The organism is Bartonella sp. PS7NMGDW, assembly GCF_042193585.1.
Taxonomy (GTDB): domain Bacteria; phylum Pseudomonadota; class Alphaproteobacteria; order Rhizobiales; family Rhizobiaceae; genus Bartonella; species Bartonella grahamii.
In genome coordinates this window covers 69674-88737 of the sequence record NZ_JBHILX010000008.1, presented here as the reverse complement: position 1 = coordinate 88737, position 19064 = coordinate 69674, and the positions used below count along the sequence as shown (strand labels likewise).

15 protein-coding genes are annotated in these 19064 nt (G+C 37.0%); 8 read left to right on the top strand and 7 right to left on the bottom strand.

Annotation, left to right across the window (positions count from 1 at the left end; all coding sequences use genetic code 11):
* Nucleotides 1-3 precede the first annotated feature (3 nt).
* The 7 genes from ACFIKJ_RS06030 to lpxB all read left to right on the top strand — a co-directional run bounded on the left by ACFIKJ_RS06030 (nt 4) and on the right by lpxB (nt 8246).
* The gene (locus ACFIKJ_RS06030) at nt 4-1152 is read left to right on the top strand and encodes an RIP metalloprotease (RefSeq protein ID WP_375627179.1); all 1149 of its coding nucleotides are present in this window, start codon (nt 4-6) and stop codon (nt 1150-1152) included.
* A gap of 203 nt (nt 1153-1355) precedes the next feature.
* Nucleotides 1356-3752: an outer membrane protein assembly factor BamA gene (bamA, locus tag ACFIKJ_RS06025; RefSeq protein ID WP_375670348.1), complete on the top strand. Its 2397-nt coding sequence runs from the start codon at nt 1356-1358 to the stop codon at nt 3750-3752.
* A gap of 65 nt (nt 3753-3817) precedes the next feature.
* The gene (gene lpxD / locus ACFIKJ_RS06020) at nt 3818-4864 is read left to right on the top strand and encodes a UDP-3-O-(3-hydroxymyristoyl)glucosamine N-acyltransferase (RefSeq protein WP_375626258.1); all 1047 of its coding nucleotides are present in this window, start codon (nt 3818-3820) and stop codon (nt 4862-4864) included.
* Nucleotide 4865: 1 nt separating this feature from the next.
* Nucleotides 4866-5333 carry a 3-hydroxyacyl-ACP dehydratase FabZ gene (gene fabZ, locus ACFIKJ_RS06015; protein ID WP_375627185.1) on the top strand — a complete coding sequence of 156 codons (468 nt, stop codon included), beginning with the start codon at nt 4866-4868 and terminating at the stop codon, nt 5331-5333.
* Between the two features lie 24 nt (nt 5334-5357).
* Nucleotides 5358-6182: an acyl-ACP--UDP-N-acetylglucosamine O-acyltransferase gene (gene lpxA / locus ACFIKJ_RS06010; protein ID WP_375653846.1), complete on the top strand. Its 825-nt coding sequence runs from the start codon at nt 5358-5360 to the stop codon at nt 6180-6182.
* Between the two features lie 2 nt (nt 6183-6184).
* A complete protein-coding gene (locus ACFIKJ_RS06005; RefSeq protein ID WP_375648411.1) occupies nt 6185-7057 on the top strand; it encodes an LpxI family protein in 873 nt (290 codons plus the stop codon).
* Nucleotides 7050-8246, top strand: coding sequence for a lipid-A-disaccharide synthase (gene lpxB, locus ACFIKJ_RS06000; RefSeq protein WP_375648410.1), 1197 nt, complete (start codon nt 7050-7052; stop codon nt 8244-8246). The genes ACFIKJ_RS06005 and lpxB overlap by 8 nt, the downstream gene beginning before the upstream one ends.
* A 20-nt stretch (nt 8247-8266) precedes the next feature.
* Here the strand turns inward: lpxB and ACFIKJ_RS05995 are convergent, their stop codons facing one another.
* The 7 genes from ACFIKJ_RS05995 to gltX form a co-directional block, all read right to left on the bottom strand.
* A complete protein-coding gene (locus ACFIKJ_RS05995) occupies nt 8267-9040 on the bottom strand; it encodes an amino acid ABC transporter ATP-binding protein (protein ID WP_375627193.1) in 774 nt (257 codons plus the stop codon).
* A 79-nt stretch (nt 9041-9119) separates the two neighbouring features.
* On the bottom strand, nt 9120-9827 hold the full coding sequence (locus ACFIKJ_RS05990) for an ABC transporter permease (protein ID WP_375620077.1): 708 nt from the start codon (nt 9825-9827) through the stop codon (nt 9120-9122).
* Complete coding sequence (locus ACFIKJ_RS05985; protein WP_012755055.1) at nt 9824-10546, bottom strand: ABC transporter permease; 723 nt, start codon at nt 10544-10546, stop codon at nt 9824-9826. The genes ACFIKJ_RS05990 and ACFIKJ_RS05985 overlap by 4 nt, the downstream gene beginning before the upstream one ends.
* Before the next feature lie 79 nt (nt 10547-10625).
* The gene (locus ACFIKJ_RS05980) at nt 10626-11378 is read right to left on the bottom strand and encodes a transporter substrate-binding domain-containing protein (RefSeq protein ID WP_375648409.1); all 753 of its coding nucleotides are present in this window, start codon (nt 11376-11378) and stop codon (nt 10626-10628) included.
* 491 nt (nt 11379-11869) lie between these two features.
* Entirely contained in the window at nt 11870-12622 is a 753-nt protein-coding gene (locus ACFIKJ_RS05975; protein ID WP_375626242.1) for a transporter substrate-binding domain-containing protein, read from the bottom strand.
* A 722-nt stretch (nt 12623-13344) separates the two neighbouring features.
* The gene (gene gltA / locus ACFIKJ_RS05970) at nt 13345-14640 is read right to left on the bottom strand and encodes a citrate synthase (protein WP_375627199.1); all 1296 of its coding nucleotides are present in this window, start codon (nt 14638-14640) and stop codon (nt 13345-13347) included.
* Between the two features lie 262 nt (nt 14641-14902).
* Nucleotides 14903-16333 (bottom strand): glutamate--tRNA ligase, encoded by a 1431-nt coding sequence (gene gltX, locus ACFIKJ_RS05965; RefSeq protein WP_375651898.1) that lies wholly within the window; start codon nt 16331-16333, stop codon nt 14903-14905.
* 111 nt (nt 16334-16444) lie between these two features.
* Here gltX and ACFIKJ_RS05960 point away from each other — a divergent pair, with 111 nt between their 5' ends.
* Nucleotides 16445-18703 (top strand): ComEC/Rec2 family competence protein, encoded by a 2259-nt coding sequence (locus ACFIKJ_RS05960; protein WP_375651897.1) that lies wholly within the window; start codon nt 16445-16447, stop codon nt 18701-18703.
* Nucleotides 18704-19064 lie beyond the last annotated feature (361 nt).

The window sequence follows — 19064 nt, the reverse complement described above, 5'->3', positions numbered from 1 at the left end:
AGTTTGGGACTTTTAAATTATATCGTCACTATGGGTGATTTTCTTTTAAGAAGTTTGAGTATTCTTTTCATCATTATGATTATCATTTTTGTGCACGAATTTGGGCATTATCTCATTGGTCGGTGGTGTGGTATTAAGGCGTTAGTTTTTTCGCTTGGATTTGGGCCAGAAATAGCGAGTTATACAGATAAGCATGGCACGAAGTGGCGTTTAGCGCTTATCCCCGTAGGAGGGTATGTAAAGTTTGTTGGGGATGAGGAAAAAAATGATACGGTATCATCCCAATCATCTCTGATTGTTGACGGTTCATTTGCTAGTGCGCATGCTTGGAAAAAAGCAGCAACTGTTTTTGCCGGTCCTTTTTTCAATGCCCTTTTTACTGTTGTTATTCTAACATTTTTTTTCTTTATCTATGGTCGTGTAGCCATTGAGCCCGTTATTGGTTCTTTGGTAAAAGATAGCCCTGCTCTTCAGTCCGGTTTGGAATTAGGTGATCGTTTTGTTGAAATGGATGGACGACGGGTTGAAAGTTTTGAAGATTTGATGAATTATGTGGCTTTTCACGGAAGAGAACCCATAGAGTTTAAAATAGAACGCATGGGGCGATTCTTTACAACGGTGATTACTCCGAAAATCGTTGAGCGAGATGATGGATTTGGTAATCGAACACGAAGTGCTATGATAGGTGTAGGTGTTCCTATTGATTTAAATAATCCTGCACATTTAGATCCAACTTATATAAAACATATTCGCTATGGTTTTGTAACAGCCGTAAGAGAAGCGTCAGACCGTACTGTGTTTATCGTCACTCAAACCGTTCTTTTTATGAGTCGTTTAATAGGAGGAAAAGAGGACCGTTGTCGGCTAAGTGGACCTTCTAAAACCGTTAAAATTGCTTGGAAAGTGAGCGAGACAGGTTTTGTCTCTTTGTTGAATTTAGCGGCTTTTCTTTCAATAAGTGTTGGGCTTATTAACCTTTTTCCGATTCTACCGCTTGATGGTGGGCATCTTTTATTGCATGTCATTGAGGTCATTACTGGGAGGGAAATATCTGCTAAAATCCAGGGAATTATTTTTCGTTTAGGTTTTTCCATTCTTCTCCTTTTTATGATCTTTGTCTTTTTTAATGATTATTTTTGTTGGTTTAGCTAATTAAATTATGGAAAACGCTTTATAAATTGAGTAATAATAGCGAAAACAAATTGAAGGTTGTTTACCATGTCTGCAAAATGTTGTGGCGTCGTACATTATAATGAGTAATTAAGGAATGAAAAGTCTCGCTGTAAAGAGGTTGTTATGGCAGTTAGCTTTTTAAGGCATCATGTCCAAGGAACAAGAGTAAGGTAAAAAAGCCAATGACTACAAATTCAAAGTTTTTAAATGCAGCATCTGTATTGGTGTTAAAAATGGGGATGATTGCCCCAGCAACGGTTTTTATGTCAATTGCTGCGGTTGGAGAAATACAAGCGTCTGTAGTCCGTTCTATTGAGGTTCGTGGGAATAAGTTTGTAAGTTCTCAGGCAATTCGAGACAATATCGGGATTAAGGCTGGACAAGGGGTTTCCAGTGCTGATGTTGATAATGCTGTGAAGAATCTTTTCGAATTGGGTTTATTTTATGATGTTAAAATAAATCCGGTAGGTGATAAATTGGTTGTATTCGTAAAAGAATATGAGGTTGTCAATCAGATATTGTTTCAGGGAAATAAATCTTTTAAAGACCCAGATCTTAAGCGGTTTATTTCTTTAAAACCGAATGAGCCTTTTAATTCTGCTAAGCTTTCTGCTGATATAAATACAATTCGTGAAGCTTATAAAACTCTTGGTCGTAATAATATCACTGTCAACGTTCAAACGATTAACCTTGGAAAAGGGCGGGTTAATGTGGTATTTAATGTTGTTGAAGGGCAAAAAACAAAGATTGGTGATATCACTTTTAAGGGAAATAGTGTCTTTGGAAGTCGCCGTTTGCGTGATGTGATTTCAACAAAAACTTCAGGAATTTTTTCGAAGTTGTTGGGAGGTGATGTTTACAGTGAAGAGCGTCTCGCTGCTGATGAAGAAGCTTTACGTCGCTTTTATTATAATCGTGGTTATGCAGATTTTCGTGTAGTCTCTTCTAAAGCGATTTTTGATGCAGCAAGCAATAGGTATAAAATTTCTTTCGTTCTTGATGAGGGTGTGCGCTATAAAATTAGTGATATTCAGGTTGAAAGTGATGTTGATGGAATTGACGTTCAATCTGTGAAAAGGGTGCTTAAAACCCAGCCAGGTGATGTCTATAGTGCAGAAGATATTGAACAGTCTGTTGCAATTATTAATAACAAGGTTGCTGATTCGGGATATGCTTTTGCTAAAGTTGAACCGCGAGGAAATCGTAATTTAGCAAATCATACAATTTCAATTTTATATAATATTGAACAGGGTACACGTGCTTATATTCAGCGTATTGATATACGTGGCAATGAGAAAACGCGTGATTACGTCATTCGCCGTGAGATTGATTTAAACGAAGGGGATGCTTACAATCAAACTTTATTACAGCGGGCAAAACGTCGTCTAGAAAGTTTAGGTTTCTTCAAAGCTGTTAATATTTCAATGGTTCCCACAGATCAATCTGACCAAGTTATTTTGGTAATAGATGTCGTTGAAGCTTCAACAGGAGATCTCTCTCTTTCTGGAGGATATACAACAGGGGGAACAAGTCCTGGTATGTCACTTGAAGTTTCTGTTACTGAACGTAATCTTGGGGGACGTGGTCAATATGTTCGTTTAGGGTTGGGTGCAGGGCAAGAAAAATCTCGTAATTATAATTTATCATTTGTTGATCCTTATTTCTTAGGGTATCGTTTATCTGCTGGTGTTGATGTTTTTCGTAGTACTTATCGTGCTGATAAAGCTTATGATGTACGACAGACAGGTGGATCGCTGCGGTTTTCGTTACCTATTAATAATCAATTATCTGCTAATTTAGCTTATTCTTACGTGCAGGAAGAATATGATTTTGGCGGAGAGTATGATTTTGACAAAGAGAGTGACGTAATAGCATTATATGGGAAATATTCTGGTGCGATTGTTCAAGCTGCAAAACAAAGCCCTTGGAAACGTTCATCAATTAGTTATGGTTTCACCTATAATACGATTGATGATATGAGATCCCCCCATGATGGGTGGTACGTGCATCTTCTTCAGGAATATGCAGGGCTTGGTGGAAGTGCAAAGTTCTTGAAGACCACGGGTAAGGCGATGATGTACAAGACTCTTTCTGACCAGAAGGATATTGTTGGTTTGCTTTCCTTTGGGGGTGGTTATATCCACGGAATGGGTCGAGATGGTGTTCGTATTTTCGATATGTTTAAAGCGAATACTGATATGATTCGAGGGTTCAAATATAATGGAATAGGTCCGCGTCAGGTTTCCAGTAAGGGTGAGGTTTATTTCTTGGGGGGAACAACATATATGAATGCGACTGCTGAAGTACAGTTTCCTATCCCTGTTGTGCCTGAAGGGTTCGGGTTGCGCGGTGCTTTATTTGCGGATATTGCCACGCTTTATGGCAATAATTATAAAGCCGTTTTTAAGGGTGAACCGTCTGTTACCAATACCAAAAGTGCTTGGCGTTCATCTGCAGGTGTGAGTTTGATGTGGGATTCTCCGTTTGGTCCTTTGCGTTTTGATTATGCTTGGCCAATAACGAAGCAGGAAGGTGATCGTTTGCAACAATTGAATTTTGGTATTTCTACAAAGTTCTGATTTGAGCGATTTTAAGAAGGAAAAACTTGAAGAGAATAGCTTAAGCTGGGAGAGAAAGTGTTTTGATGGCGGATACATTTTTTTTTACGCCGTCCCGGCAATTGACAGTTGCAAATGTTGCTGAGTTGACGGGTGCAAAGCTTCTTAATCCAGAGTTTTCTCATAAAGTTATCAATACTCTTTCTTCACTTGAGAGTGCTGTGGAGGGTTCTCTTGTTTTTGTAGAGCATCGGAAGTTTTCTGATGCTTTACTGGACAGTTCCGCTGTTGCTGTTTTTTGTACGAATGAGATTGTTTTTAAAGTTCCCGAAACTATGGCAATTTTAGTAACATCCACACCACAGCGTGACTTTGCTCAGATTGGTCGTATTTTGTTTCCAGATTCTGTCAAGCCAATGCCTTGGTTGGGACCCAAGGGGATTTCATCGCATGCGCATATTCATCCAACGGCTAAGTTGGCACATGATGTGTGTATTGAAGCGGGAGCTGTTATTGGTAGAAATGTTGAGATTGGTGCAGGAACTCTTATTTCATCCACAGCTGTTATCGGTGAAAATTGCCGTATTGGATGTGACTGCTATATTGCTCCTAAGGTAACAGTTCAGTGTTCTATAATAGGTGATAAGGTTCAGCTTTATCCTGGTGTTTGCATTGGGCAAGATGGTTTTGGTTATATTGGGGGCGTTTCTGGAATCGAGAAAATTCCACAGCTTGGTCGCGTTATTATTGAGGATGGTGTAGAAGTTGGTGCGAACACGACAATTGATCGTGGGACATTTCAAGATACTGTTATTGGTGAAGGAAGCAAGATTGATAATCTTGTCCAAATTGCCCACAATGTAAAAATTGGCCGCTATTGTCTTATTGCCGCTCAATGTGGCATTGCGGGAAGTACATCGATAGGGGATATGTCTCAGCTTGGCGGAGGTGTCGGAGTAGCCGATCACATCATAATAGGTAAATGTGTTCAGATTGCTGCTCGTAGTGGTGTTATGAATGACATTCCGGATGGCGAAAAATGGGGAGGTAGTCCAGCACGACCATTTAAACAATGGTTTCGTGAAGTAGCGACGTTGCGCAGTATGGGAAAAGTTAAAAAGGAGAAACGCTGATATGATCAGCAGTGAAAAGACTAAAAACTTAGAGGCTGTCGATATTGAAAAACTATTATCAATATTACCGCACCGTTATCCATTTTTATTAATTGATCGTATCGTTGATATTGATGGTGAACAAGGAGCTATTGGTATTAAAAATATAACGATTAATGAGCCGCATTTTACGGGACATTTTCCCGCGAAGCCTGTTATGCCTGGAGTTTTGATTTTAGAAGCTATGGCACAAACGGCAGGAGCAATAGCACTTTTAAATTTAGGCAATAAGCAAACAAATTTAGTTTACCTTATGACGGTTGATAATGCGAAATTTCGTAAGCCGGTTATGCCTGGTGATCAGCTCAAGATTCATGTTCAGCTCTTGAAAAAAAGATCTGGTATGAGACGTTTTTCGTGCGTTGCAAAAGTAGAAGATGTCCGCGTCGCTGAAGCAGAAATTGCTGCGATGATTGTCGAACAAGAATAAAAGATATTTGATGGGAATTTAAAAATGTCCGGTACGAAAATCCATCCAACTGCTCTTGTGGAGAATGGAGCGCAGCTTGGTGAGAATGTACAAGTTGGACCGTTTTGTCATATTAGTTCAGATGCTGTTATTGGTGATGGATGCAGTTTGATGAGTCATGTTGTGATAATGGGGAAGACAACGTTAGGAGCCAAGAGTAAAGTATTTTCTCATGCAGTTTTGGGAGCAGATCCGCAAAATAATAAACATAAGGGAGGGGCTACGACTCTTTCGATTGGTGAAAACTGCACGATTCGTGAAGGCGTAACAATGCATAGGGGTTCCGATTCGAGTGTAGGAATGACAGTTGTTGGTGATAATTGCCAATTTTTTTGTTATGCGCATATTGCTCATGATTGCCATGTAGGGAATCATGTAACATTCGCAAATAATGTGATGATAGCTGGTCATGTTATTATTGGTGATTATGTGATTATTGGTGGGGGTGCTGCTGTGCATCAATTTGTTCGTGTTGGGCATCATGCATTTATTGGTGGTGTATCGGCATTGGTTGGTGATCTCATTCCCTATGGAACAGCTGTTGGGGTACAGGCAAAACTTGCTGGCCTCAATATTATTGGCATGAAGCGTGCGGGACTTGAGCGTCAAGATATTCATGCACTCCGTCATGCGGTTGCTATGCTTTTTGATCATAGCAAACCATTTAAAGAGCGTGTCAGTGATGTTGCTTCTTTCTATTCTTCTTCTCAGTCTGTTCTTGATATAGTTAATTTTATTAAGGAAGAAGGAAAACGTTTTTATTGTACACCAAAATTTGAAGGTGATAGAATAAAAGAACATAAGGATTAAAAATGCCTATTTGGGGAGCCAGAAGTTTTCTTTCCGGCCGTACTGCTATTATAGCAGGAAATGGTGTTCTACCGATTACTGTTGCGCAGGCTCTTGAGAAGAATGGAGAGAATCCTTTTCTTGTGCTTTTGCGTGGTGAGGCGGATTCTGTTCTTTATCGCTATGAGCATTGCGAGCTATCAATTGTGGAGTTAGCGCGACTCGTTAAAATCTTAAAAGAGGCTGGAGTTTATAATGTTGTTTTGGCAGGTGGTGTGAAAAAGCGCCCACTTCTTAAACAATTGCGACTGGACTGGACAACATTTTTAGCTCTCCCTAAGTTAATCGGAGCTTTGAAGAGAGGGGATGATGCGTTATTAAAAGCTTTTATACGGATTATTGAAACGTATGGTTTTCGTGTTGTTGGTGCTCACGAGATAGTCGCAGATCTTTTAGCTCCCATAGAGTTTGATTTAACAGTGCGGCGTGCTACGCGAAAAGAGAAAAAAGATATTTTTTTAGCAGCAGAAGCAGCAAAGCTTTTAGGTCAATTAGATATCGGGCAAGCCGTTGTTGTTGTCCAAGGAAGGGTGGTTGCACTGGAGGGCGCTGAGGGAACTGATAATATGTTGTGGCGTGTTTGTGAAATGCGAGAAAGAGGGCAAATTCCCCTTAAAGGTGGCGTTCTTGTAAAATGTGCAAAACCACAACAGGATAATCGCGTTGATTTACCATCAATTGGGCCCGCGACAATAATGAATATTGCAAAGAGTGGTTTATCTGGTGTTGCGGTGGAGGCAAATAGAAGTCTAATATTATCGGTGAAAACAACAATAGAAAAAGCCAACAAATATTCTCTATTTATAGAGACATTTGAAAAGTTTGGTCATGAATAATTGTTTTTTAAAGATTGCTGTGGTTTCAGGGGAGGAATCTGGTGATTTACTTGCGTCCGATTTAATTTCTTGTTTATCACAACAAACAGGATGCAATATTCATTTGATTGGTGTTGGGGGGAGGCATTTAAAGGCATTAGGTTTAAAAAGCTTTTTTGATTCCCATGATATTGCTTTAATAGGTTTAAAGGAGGTGTTGAAAAAACTACCATTATTGTTGCTACATATTCGCAATTTATCCAAATTTATTGCACAAGAACAACCTGATTGCCTCATTATTATTGATAGTCCTGATTTCACGCATCGTGTTGCAAAAAAGGTGCGCGTTTTAGCGCCTTCTATTCCTATCATTAAATATGTTGCACCAACCGTTTGGGCATGGCGTCCAGAGCGCGCTAAAGCTATGCGCAAGTTTGTTGACCATGTTTTAGCGGTTTTTCCTTTTGAAGAAAAGATTATGCAAGATTTGGGTGGTCCTCCCACGACTTATGTTGGACATCGTCTTTTGACATATCCTTCCCTTTTGATAGTTCAGTCAGAAAAAAAATGCCAATTAGAACAAAGAAATTTGATCGATACACAAACATCATCGCCTACATTAGTTATTTTACCAGGATCACGCAATTTAGAAATTCGTTCTTTGATGCCTATTTTTCGAGAAACAGTAGAGATTCTTGTAAAACGTATTCCTCATTTACGTATTATTTTACCAACCTTACCACGTTTAGCGGATAAAATTCGTGATTTTGTACAAGGCTGGAAAAGCAAAGTAGAAATTGTAGTTGGTGAAGATGCAAAATGGCGTGCTTTTGCACAAGCAGATGTTGCACTTGCAGCATCTGGAACGGTTTCGCTTGAATTAGCATTAGCTAAAATTCCAACGGTCCTTTGCTATAAACTTGATCGTTTTTCTAAATTCTTTTTTTTCCCTAAAATAATTTTATGGAGTGCAGCTCTTCCCAATATTATTTCTGATAAGCCTATTGTACCGGAATATTTTGATGAATTTCTACGCCCAGGCATGTTAGCAAGACAAGTAGAACAACTTTTGTTTAATCCTTTAATACGACAGGCACAACTCGATGCCTTTGAGATGGTAGAACAGAAAATGAAAACTGAAGTACCATCGGGGGTTGTTGGCGCACAAACAATTATCACTCTTTTAAAAAGCAGGAATAAAATTGTATAAATAAAGCAATATGTTAATAATTAATATTTAATTTTAGCAAGAAAATTACAAGCACGTTGGCTTTTAGGATTAGTAAAAAATTCTTCAGAGGCTGTATCTTCAATAATTTTTCCATTTTCTAGAAAGAGTATTCTTTCTGAGACTTTACGTGCGAAGCCCATTTCATGGGTAACACAAAGCATTGTGATCCCTGTATCGGCCAATCGAGCCATCACGTCTAAAACTTCTCCCACACTTTCTGGATCAAGAGCAGAGGTTGGTTCATCAAAAAGCATGACTTCAGGTTCCATACAAAGTGCACGGGCAATCGCAACACGTTGCTGTTGCCCACCAGAAAGTTGTAAAGGATATTTTTCACAGTGTTTTTCAATACCAACATGCGTTAAGTAGCGAATTGCCCGTTCTTGTGCTTGTTGTTTGGAAAGTCCTTGAACTGTCATAGGTGCTAAAATACAATTTTGTATAACACTCATGTGGGGAAATAAATTAAAGTTCTGAAAGACCATTCCTATCTTACGAAGAACATTTTTTTGCTGTTGTATAGGAGCGGTATGGATATCAACATTATGGATACAGATTGAACCTTTTTGTGCTTGTTCTAATTGATTAATACAACGGATTAATGTTGATTTTCCTGATCCCGATGGTCCACAAATAACGATATGTTCACCAGCTTGAACATTAAAGTTGATATCATGTAGGACCTGAAAGTTTCCATACCATTTATTTAGATTTCGAATAGAGATCACAGGGTTTTTACAGGGAGAGATCGATTTATTACTTTTCAAATTCATCTTATTTTATTCTTTCATTGATGAATAACTTGATTAATTCAACATTTTTGTTTGTGAAGTTTTTTATGATCATTTTTATTTACCGTAAATATCGAGTGAGGCGTTGTTCGATAAAAACAATAAAACGATGAATGAGTTCAACGATAAAGAGATAGATAAGAGCAGCCCAAACGTAAACTTGAAAATCGAAAGTCCGTGAATAAGTGAGTTTAGCAACCCCCATTAAATCATAAACAGTAATAAGTGAGGCAAGAGCACTGGATTTAATCATTAAAATCAACTCATTTCCTAGGGGGCGTAATGCTACAATCATTGCTTGTGGAAGAATAACTCTAAAAAATGTGACAGAGTTACTTAGACCTAAAGCTTTTGATGCTTCACGTTGCCCAGTTGTTACGGATAGAAAACTTCCTTTAAAGATCTCAGATTGATAGGCAGCAGAATTGAGAGTAAAAATAAAAAGACAACAATACCACGCGTTTTGAAAAAACCACCACAAACCAACTTGCTGCCAGAAGTCGTTCATTGAACCAAGTCCATAATAAAAAAGGAAGAGTTGAGCTAATAAAGGAGAGCCACGGAAAAAATAGACATAAGCGTTTGCACAATACTGTAAAAATGTATTTTTTGATAGACGTGCAAAAGCAATAAGCATACCAAGAAAAAAACCAAGAGAACAAGAAATAGAAACAAGCTCAACAGTAACAATAAAGCCATTAATAAATTTTGGTCCATAATGGCTTAAAAGATCAGGATTGAAAAGGAAATACAGCCACTCAGGAATCATTGACGTAGCACCTTTTTATCGCCTATTTGAGTGTATGTTTCCAAATGGCGTAAGATTGCAGTAAAAACCGCTGAAAATAACAAATAGAGTAAGCATGCTACAAGATAAAATAGCATGGGTTTATTGGTAGCAGCGACAGCTAAGTTCGTTTGTCGCATGAGGTCAACAAGTGCGATGGTTGAAACAAGGGATGTATCTTTCAGTAAAGTAAGCCAATTATTAGAAAGTCCTGGCAAGGCATTTCGGATGAGCTGAGGAAAGACAATACGAAAAAATGTGGTTGACCGTGAAAGGCCTAAAGCTTTAGCCGCTTCATATTGGCCTTTATCAAAAATATTAAATGCTCCAAGCCAAACCTCACAAGAAAAAGCTGCAAGAACCATACTAAGCGCAAGAACACCAGCAACAAAAGCATTGATACTGAACATGATTTCAAAATTAAAATAGTCAAAGACATTTTGAATAAGGCTTTGTAACCCGTAGTAAACTAAAAACAAAGTTAAAAGCTCTGGTAGTCCACGAAATACCGTTGAAAAGAGGCGTGCCATCGCTTTGGCCATCTTAATATTGGATCGAATCATCACTGCATTTAGAAGACCTAGAGGAAGTCCTAGAAGTCCACAACATAATGCCAATGACAATGTCATTCCTGCACTAGAAAGTATAACCGCTCCCCATCCACCATTGCTAAATGATAGCAATGCTAAATTTTCAATCATTCTTGTGTTCCTCATGAAAGAGTTAGATAATATTTTTTAGAAATAACTAGCGGGTTTCATTTAAACATCATATTGATATTTAATAGATATCACTTGTAAAATATTTTCTCATAATTTTCTCATAAGTTCCATCTAAACGGATTTCTTTTAGCGCCTTATTGAACTTATTTTTAAGATCATTATTATTTTGACGCAGTGCAATTGCAACAGGAAATTTTGTTTCTTCTAGAGTTCCAAGGAGGAGACAGCAATCTTTTCCTTCATTTTTAAGCCAATTTAATGCTTGTAATTTATCAACAATAATCACATCAAGTCGATGATTTAAAAGGTCACGATTCACTTCTATTGTGGAAGGGTAGAGTTTAATTTTCACCTCTTCAGAAGCATAATGATCTTCTGCATAGAAAGCTTGTGTTGTATTTGATTGTACACCAAGATTTTTACCTCTAAAGTCTTGTGTTGAGATTTCTTTAATTCCCGAAGCTTTGGTAACAATAACAGCCAGTGCTGTATCGTAGTAAGGATCTGTGAAGTCAATTTTTTGTAAGCGCTCTTGTGTGAGAGAGAGGGAGGCAATGATAGCATCATATTTTTTTGCAATAAGTCCAGGGATCATTCCCTCGAAGTCTTGTGTGACAACAGTACACTCAACATTCATTTTTTTACAAAGTGCATAAGATATATCAATATCAAGTCCCTGCAATTTATTATTTGAGTCAATATAACTAAAGGGAGGGTATGTGCCTTCACTCGCAATTTTTAATGTTTTCGCATCAGCCAATTGGGTGAATAGTGCGGCGCTTATTATAAGAGCTCTTGCTAATAGTTTCATGATGTTCTCCTATTGGATAAGCGGGAAAATATGAAATCACTATGTTTTTATAATCTGTAAGCTTTTTTGGAGCAATTCAAAAATTTATTGATGTTTATTTTAGATCATTATGTTGGACATTATTATCAAAAAAATTATCTTTTTTATTGATAAAAAAAGAATAAATATCTTATTGCTTGTATGATAGCTTAATTTTCATGAAATGATTGATTTGAATCATTTCATGAGTAAAAACTGAGGATTTTTCTTGAAAATAAAGCTATTCAATTTGAACATAAAGAAAAAATTAGATTTTGATACCATAAAAATACAATCTTATTGTTGTCATTATATTCTATAAAACGTTTAGATATCGAGCAACAATTAAAATTATTTTGATAAATGTAAATTTTCTTATAAAAATGCCGAATTCCCAATTACATTTGCATGCCCAATAAAGAGTTTAAAATATTCCTTAAATATAAAGACTGAATTTTAACTCATAGTGATATCTAATCAATATTGAAAGTAAAATATTTTTTCATAATTTTTTCATAGGTTCCATCAGCACGGATTTCTTCTATTGCTTTATTAAAACTGTTTTTAAGATCGTTATTATTTTGACGGAGTGCAATTGCAACAGGAAAATTTGTTTCTTCTAGAGTTCCTAGGAGGATACAGCAATCTTTTCCTTCATTTTCAAGCCAATTTAATGCTTTTAATTTATCAAAGATAATGATATCAAGCCGATGGCTTAAAAGATCACGATTAGCTTCTATTGCTGTAGGATAAAGTTTGATATTCACTCCTTCAGAGGCATAATAATCTTCCGCATATGCAGCTTGTGTTGTATTCGATTGTACTCCAAGATTTTTACCTCTAAAGTTTTGTGTTGAGATTTCTTTAATCCCCGAATTTTTGGTAACGATAACAGCGAGTACAGTACTGTAGTAAGGATCTGTAAAATCAATTTTTTGTAAGCGCTCTTTTGTAGGAGAAAGGGAAGAAACGATAGCATCGTATTTTTTTGCAAGAAGACCAGGAATCATCCCCTCGAAGTCTTGTGTGACAATAGTACATTCAACATTCATTTTTTTACAAAGCGCATAAGATATATCAATATCAAACCCTTGAAGTTCGTTATTTGAGTCAATATAACTAAATGGCGGATAAGAGGCATCGCTTGCAATTTTCAGCGTTTGAGAATTGGCCGATAGGGTAAACAGTGTTGCGCTTATTATAAGAGCTCCTGCTAATAATTTCATTATGTTCTCCTATTAGATAAGCTGGCAAATATGAAACCATCATGCATTTTTATAATCTGTAAGCTCTTTTGGAGCAATGTAAAAAATTTATCTGTGTTCATTTTGCTATCATTATGCTGGATATCATTATCAAAAAAATGATTTATTTTTATCAAGTATGGGAATAAAAAATACAGGAAAAAAGTACACCTCTTGTTGATTATATAATGATTTTTAATAATTTTACTTAAAAAATCAACAAGTTAGATTTAAAAGGAAAACTATTAACTTAAATACGAAGAAAATTTCAGCTCTTAACAGGACAAAATGTAAAGTATTTTTATTCTAATCTACTTGAAGAGAGATAAGAAGTTTTGGCATTTTAAAGAAGCACTTAATGTAAGCCTTTTGCAATTTTATCTGGAGAAGATAGAAAGTAAAATTGTTACATTGCTAGATTTTAATATGCAATAAGGTTTTTAAACACGAGGGAATGACAGGAAATACACTTCCATTAAAGATAATGAGAATTATAAGGTAAAATTTTCAATTTCTTTTTGCTAAATGTTTGGCTAACTTGCAGAAGAGTATTCTCAATTTAAAACTTAGAATTTTAATTTTTATGATGATGTTACCTCTGTAGAAAGAGTTTTAAAATCACGTTTTATAAAAATTCTCAAAGGATATTTTTGGATTATTTTCAATAAAGCTTCAGTAAACTAAAGCTTTATTGATTTCTTTTTTTAATTTGCACGTTCATCTATAGGAACATAGTCACGCATAGCATAGCCTGTGTAGAGTTGTCGAGGACGACCAATTTTTTGTGCAGGGTCTTCAATCATTTCTTTCCATTGAGCCACCCACCCGACACTGCGTGCCAATGCAAAAAGAACAGTAAACATTTCAGTTGGAAAGCCTAGAGCTTTTAATGTAATGCCGGAATAGAAATCAACATTGGGATAAAGCTTTTTCTCAATAAAATATTCATCACTTAAGGCAATTTTTTCAAGTTCTATTGCAATATCAAGAAGCGGGTCATCTTGAATGTTGAGTTCTTTTAAAACTTCATGACAGGTTTTTTGCATGATTTTTGCACGTGGGTCATAATTTTTATAGACACGGTGCCCAAAGCCCATAAGGCGGAAAGGATCATTTTTATCTTTTGCACGTGCAATAAATTCAGGAATTCTTTCAATAGAACCTATTTCTTGTAGCATTTTTAAACATGCTTCATTGGCACCACCATGTGCTGGTCCCCAAAGGCATGCAACACCTGCTGCAATACAGGCAAACGGATTAGCACCCGAGGATCCAGCAAGACGTACCGTAGATGTAGAAGCATTTTGTTCATGATCTGCATGAAGGATAAAGATTTGATCCATCGCCCGAGCAAGCACAGGGTTTGTTTTATATTCCTCACAAGGAACAGCAAAGCACATACGGAGGAAATTTGCAGCATAACTAAGATCATTACGTGGATAAACAAATGCTTGTCCGATACTGTATTTATAGGCCATAGCAGCAAGCGTTGGAACTTTTGAGATAAGACGAACAGAAGCAATCATTCTCTGGTGAGGATCTGTAATATCAATAGAGTCGTGATAGAACGCAGACATAGCGCCAAGGCAGGCAACCATGACGGCCATAGGATGAGAATCACGGCGGAAGCCATGGAAGAAGCGTGCAAACTGTTCGTGTACCATGGTATGCTGCATAATACATCGATCAAATTCATTTTTTTCTTGCTGTGTTGGAAGTTCACCATAAAGTAAAAGATAACAACTTTCGAGAAAGTCTCCTTTCTCAGCCAATTGATCAATAGGATAACCACGATAAAGCAATATGCCTTTATCACCGTCGATATAAGTAATTTTTGATTCACAAGAAGCTGTTGAAGTAAAACCAGGATCATAAGTAAAAATATCGGTTTTTTTGTAGAGAGAAGCAATTTCAATGACCTCAGGTCCAATCGTACCTTTACGCAAGGGAAGCTCTACTTTTCTATCATTCACAATAATATATGCGTTACTCTCAGACATTCGGTATTCCTTTCAGATCCTTCACTTCTAAAAATTAAGACTCTGCTTCATCAGAGTGGGGGATGTATAACTGAAGCTTTTCTTACTTATATTAAGGGTAGATTGCCTCCAAAAGTGAGTACATGCAATCTAAAAATATTCCCTCATTGATCATTATTACTCAATAAAAAATGTATTTCAATGATATAACATAAAAAACTCTTTTAGGGCGCGTTGAGATATCTCTATAGATCCCTATTTGAGGAAATATACTCAGTACACATCATGGGCATATTGGTGTGATAAGTTGGTCCTTGATGCGATGAAGAGCTTCATCGCGTCCTAATAAAATAAGAACATCCAAAACACTTGGTGATGTTGCACATCCTGTAAGAGCTGCGCGAAGTGGTTGGGCGATAGATCCAAACTTGAGATTCTGCGTTTGTACACAAGAGCGAAGTGTTTCATCTAGGTTTTTTGTATCCCAAGAGGGGCAAGCTTTCAGGGCAAGATAAAGATCGTTTAAAATGGTTCGTCCATTTTTATCCAAGAGCATTTGTGCTTTTTCATCAAGTTGTAAAGGTCGTTGTGTAAAAATGAAGGAGGCATTGTCAATCAGTTCGCACAGTGTTTTTGAACGTTCTTTCAAATGCGGGATTGCTTTTAAAAATTGAACACGGCGTTTTTCATCAAGTCTTTCAATAATTTGTGCTCCCCTATCGGTTTCTGGTAGAATATTAAGAGCGGCATCAAAAAGTTCTTGATCATTACTCATGCGCATATAGTGTCCGTTGATGGAATCGAGCTTTTTGAGATCAAAACGAGCAGCACCTTTGTTAATATCCTCAATGTCAAACCAAGAAATCATATCTTTAAGCGACATCAGTTCGTCATCACCATGACTCCAACCTAAACGGACAAGGTAATTGCGCAAAGCAGCAGGAAGATATCCCATTGTTCGGTAGGTATCAACACCGAGTGCACCATGCCGCTTTGATAATTTTGCACCGTTTTCACCATGGATAAGAGGAATATGGGCCATAACAGGAATGTCCCACCCCATTGCATTGAAGATAATTGTTTGGCGTGCTGCATTTGTAAGATGATCATCACCGCGTATAATATGTGTTACACCCATATCATGATCATCAACGACAACAGCATGCATATAGGTAGGCGAACCATCAGAACGCAAAATAATGAAGTCATCGAGATCTTTATTAGGAAAACGGACATCACCTTGAACACGATCATGTACAATCGTTTCTCCATCTTGAGGGGCTTTGATGCGAATAACAGGCTTAACACCTTTAGGAGCTTCAGAACTATCACGGTCCCGCCAACGTCCATCATAACGTGGTGGGCGCCCTTCTGCACGGGCTTTTTCACGCATTTCAGCTAACTCCTCAGGTGAAGCATAGCAATAGTAAGCTTTGCCGTTTTTGACCAACTGTTCGGCGATTTGGCGGTGACGTTCAGCACGTTCAAATTGCGAAATAGGGGCGCCATCATAATTAAGCCCCATCCAGTGCAAGCCATCTATAATAGCTTTTACAGCTGCTTCTGTTGAGCGCTCTCGGTCTGTATCTTCAATTCGTAAAAGCATTTTTCCACCGGTATGTTTTGCATAAAGCCAATTAAAAAGAGCAGTACGAGCACCACCAATATGAAGGAAGCCAGTGGGTGAAGGGGCAAAACGAGTAATAACAGACACGAATATTTTCCTTTAAACTAAGATATTTCTTATGGAACTTTATAGAAAAGTCATGTTAGCATAAGTGATGGGGTGTGCAATAGCCGTATTGCGAGTTAAAGTGGGGGACTGATGTTTTATAAAAGTAAAGAGGGTTTATCCGAAAAATCTGTTACAGAAAGAAAAAAGCCATGCAAAATAGGGCAGAGTGTTTTTTCTAGATATGATGATGCAAAGAACGGTAGCTATAACCAACAAAAACTTTTTTTATTGAAACTCTCAAAAGAAGTAATCATTTTTTTTCGCAAATGGTTAGAAGATTGTATTAGTAAAGAAGTTTCTTTTGGTATCCTTTTTTCGCTGATTTTAGTCTTTTTTGCCCTAGGAATCATTTTGTATTTTCATTTAGAGTGGGAACCAAGTTGGGGACAATTGGGGGCGTTGGTCAGTATTTTTCTGGGAATATTCTATGTTGCACGTTTTTATCGAAAAATATGGATTCCCGTGGGATTTCTGTTTTGTATTATATTGGGTGCTTTAGCGGCAAAAATAGAAACGTGGCGTATTGCAACACCCATGTTAAGCAGTGACATTGTCACTACATTGACGGGAAGAATTGTTTCTATTGAGTCAGGCGCCAAAGGAGGATTTCGTTTAGTTTTGGATATTTTGAGTACAGAAAAGCCCATATTACGCCATAGTCTTCATCGTATTCGTTTATCGGCAAGATATTTGCCATCCGGCTTAGCGATTGGTGATGGACTGCATGGAAAAGTTAAGATTCGTGCATTCTCTGGGCCGGTGCGTCCAGGAGGCTACGATTTTAGTTTTCATAATTATTTTAAAAGAATTGGGGCTCAAGGCGTTTATTTAGGAAAACCAAGAAAAATATCCGTTTCGCAGCCTGATGGAATATTTGCTATCGTTCTACAGAAAATTGAAAATTTACGCACGAAGATGACACAAAGAATCCGTATGGCCCTTGAAGGAGAAAAGGGGAGTGTTGCTGCTGCTCTCATAACAGGGCAGCGTGCTGGCATTTCAAATGAGACAAATGAAGCATTACGGACGGCTGGATTAGCCCATATTTTATCAATATCAGGTTTACATATGGCGTTGTTAAGCGGCATAGTTCTTTTGAGTATCCGTAGTTTTTTAGCATTTTTTCCAGTTTTTTCTTCCTATTATTCCAGTAAAAAATTTGCTGCTATCGTTGCGTTTATGATAACAGCTTTTTATTTGTTATTGTCGGGCTTAGCAATATCAGCGCAAAGAAGTTTTGTGATGATTGCTGTTATGTTGGTTGCTATATTGTGTAATCGCTCTGCTATAACAATGCGTAATTTTTCTATTGCAGGGTTGATAACTCTGGCGATTACACCCCATGAAATATTAGGTCCTAGCTTTCAAATGTCCTTTTCTGCGACTGCTGCTTTGATCGCTTTTTTTGATTGGTGGAGTGGAAGATCATTTTTTCGTAAAAGAAAAACAACCCCCTCTTATGTTGGAGGAGGAGTGATAAATTTTGCTTTCTTATCGATACTTTCAACATGTGCTTCTTCCCTTGTTGCAGGGAGTGCAAGTGGAATTTATGCTGCTTATCATTTTTCTAATACGGCATCTTTGAGCGTTATCAGTAATGCTTTTGCTTTGCCTGTCATCTCAATTTTCGTCATTCCTTTTGGATTAATTGCAGTTCTCGCAATGTTAGGAGGATTCGAATGGCTCCCCCTTCAAATTATGGGGTTTGGTGTTGATCTTGTGATAAAGATTGCGCTTGCGATCAAGGCTATTTCTCCTGATTTGAATCCTGGTTTTATGCCGTTATCAGCGTTAGTTTTATTGAGTATAGGCTTGGTTGGACTGACTTTTTGCAAAACACCCATCCGGCTCTTTTTTAGTTTGTTTATTTTGGCAGGTATTTCTATTTGTGTAATGCATTCACCTATACAACTGATTATAGCAGATAATATGCGTCTCGTGGGCGTTATCCATGATAAAAAATTATATATTGATCGTTACCATATTTCTAAGTTCACGACATCCATATGGAAAAAGTCATTTCGTGTGAATGAAACGATTAAACCAACAAAATATGGTCCTTCGTTGCACGGACAATTTATTTGTGATTATCATGTATGTACGTCATTATTAGAGAATGGATTAAAAGTAGTTGTTTTACAAAGAGAAACAGATCAATGTGTAGAGGCAGATATTCTCATTCAGACATTTGTGATGCATAATCCAACTTGTTACAAGAAGGCAAAAATAATATTTATGCCTCAACAATTGTTATCACGAGGAAGTGTTATGATGACCAAAGGTGGAGATATTATTTGGTCTTCTCTAGGGTTTCATAGACCATGGAATATGCACAGACAGCATTCATAAAAAAATATAATCTATCATATTTTGCTTCACATTTGGATAATGACAAAACAAAAAATAATAGAAGACTTTTCTGATAAAATTTTGCGGTATTTAAATTAGTAAGTTTATCAAAGTCATTAAAACGGGATAATAATCTAGAGTTTTCTAGAAACAGATGATTTTTATATCTAATCATTTTAAATTTTTCAAAAAAAATTAAGATGCACATCTTTGTGCATCCTATTGATAGCACAAGATAAATCAAAAATTCTTATTGAATGAGAAAAATGCTAACAAATTTTCTCAAAGAAATAAAAAAGATAATTGTTGATTATTCTATTTTATTCTTATCATATATTTCTATAACGAGTAACATCTCTTC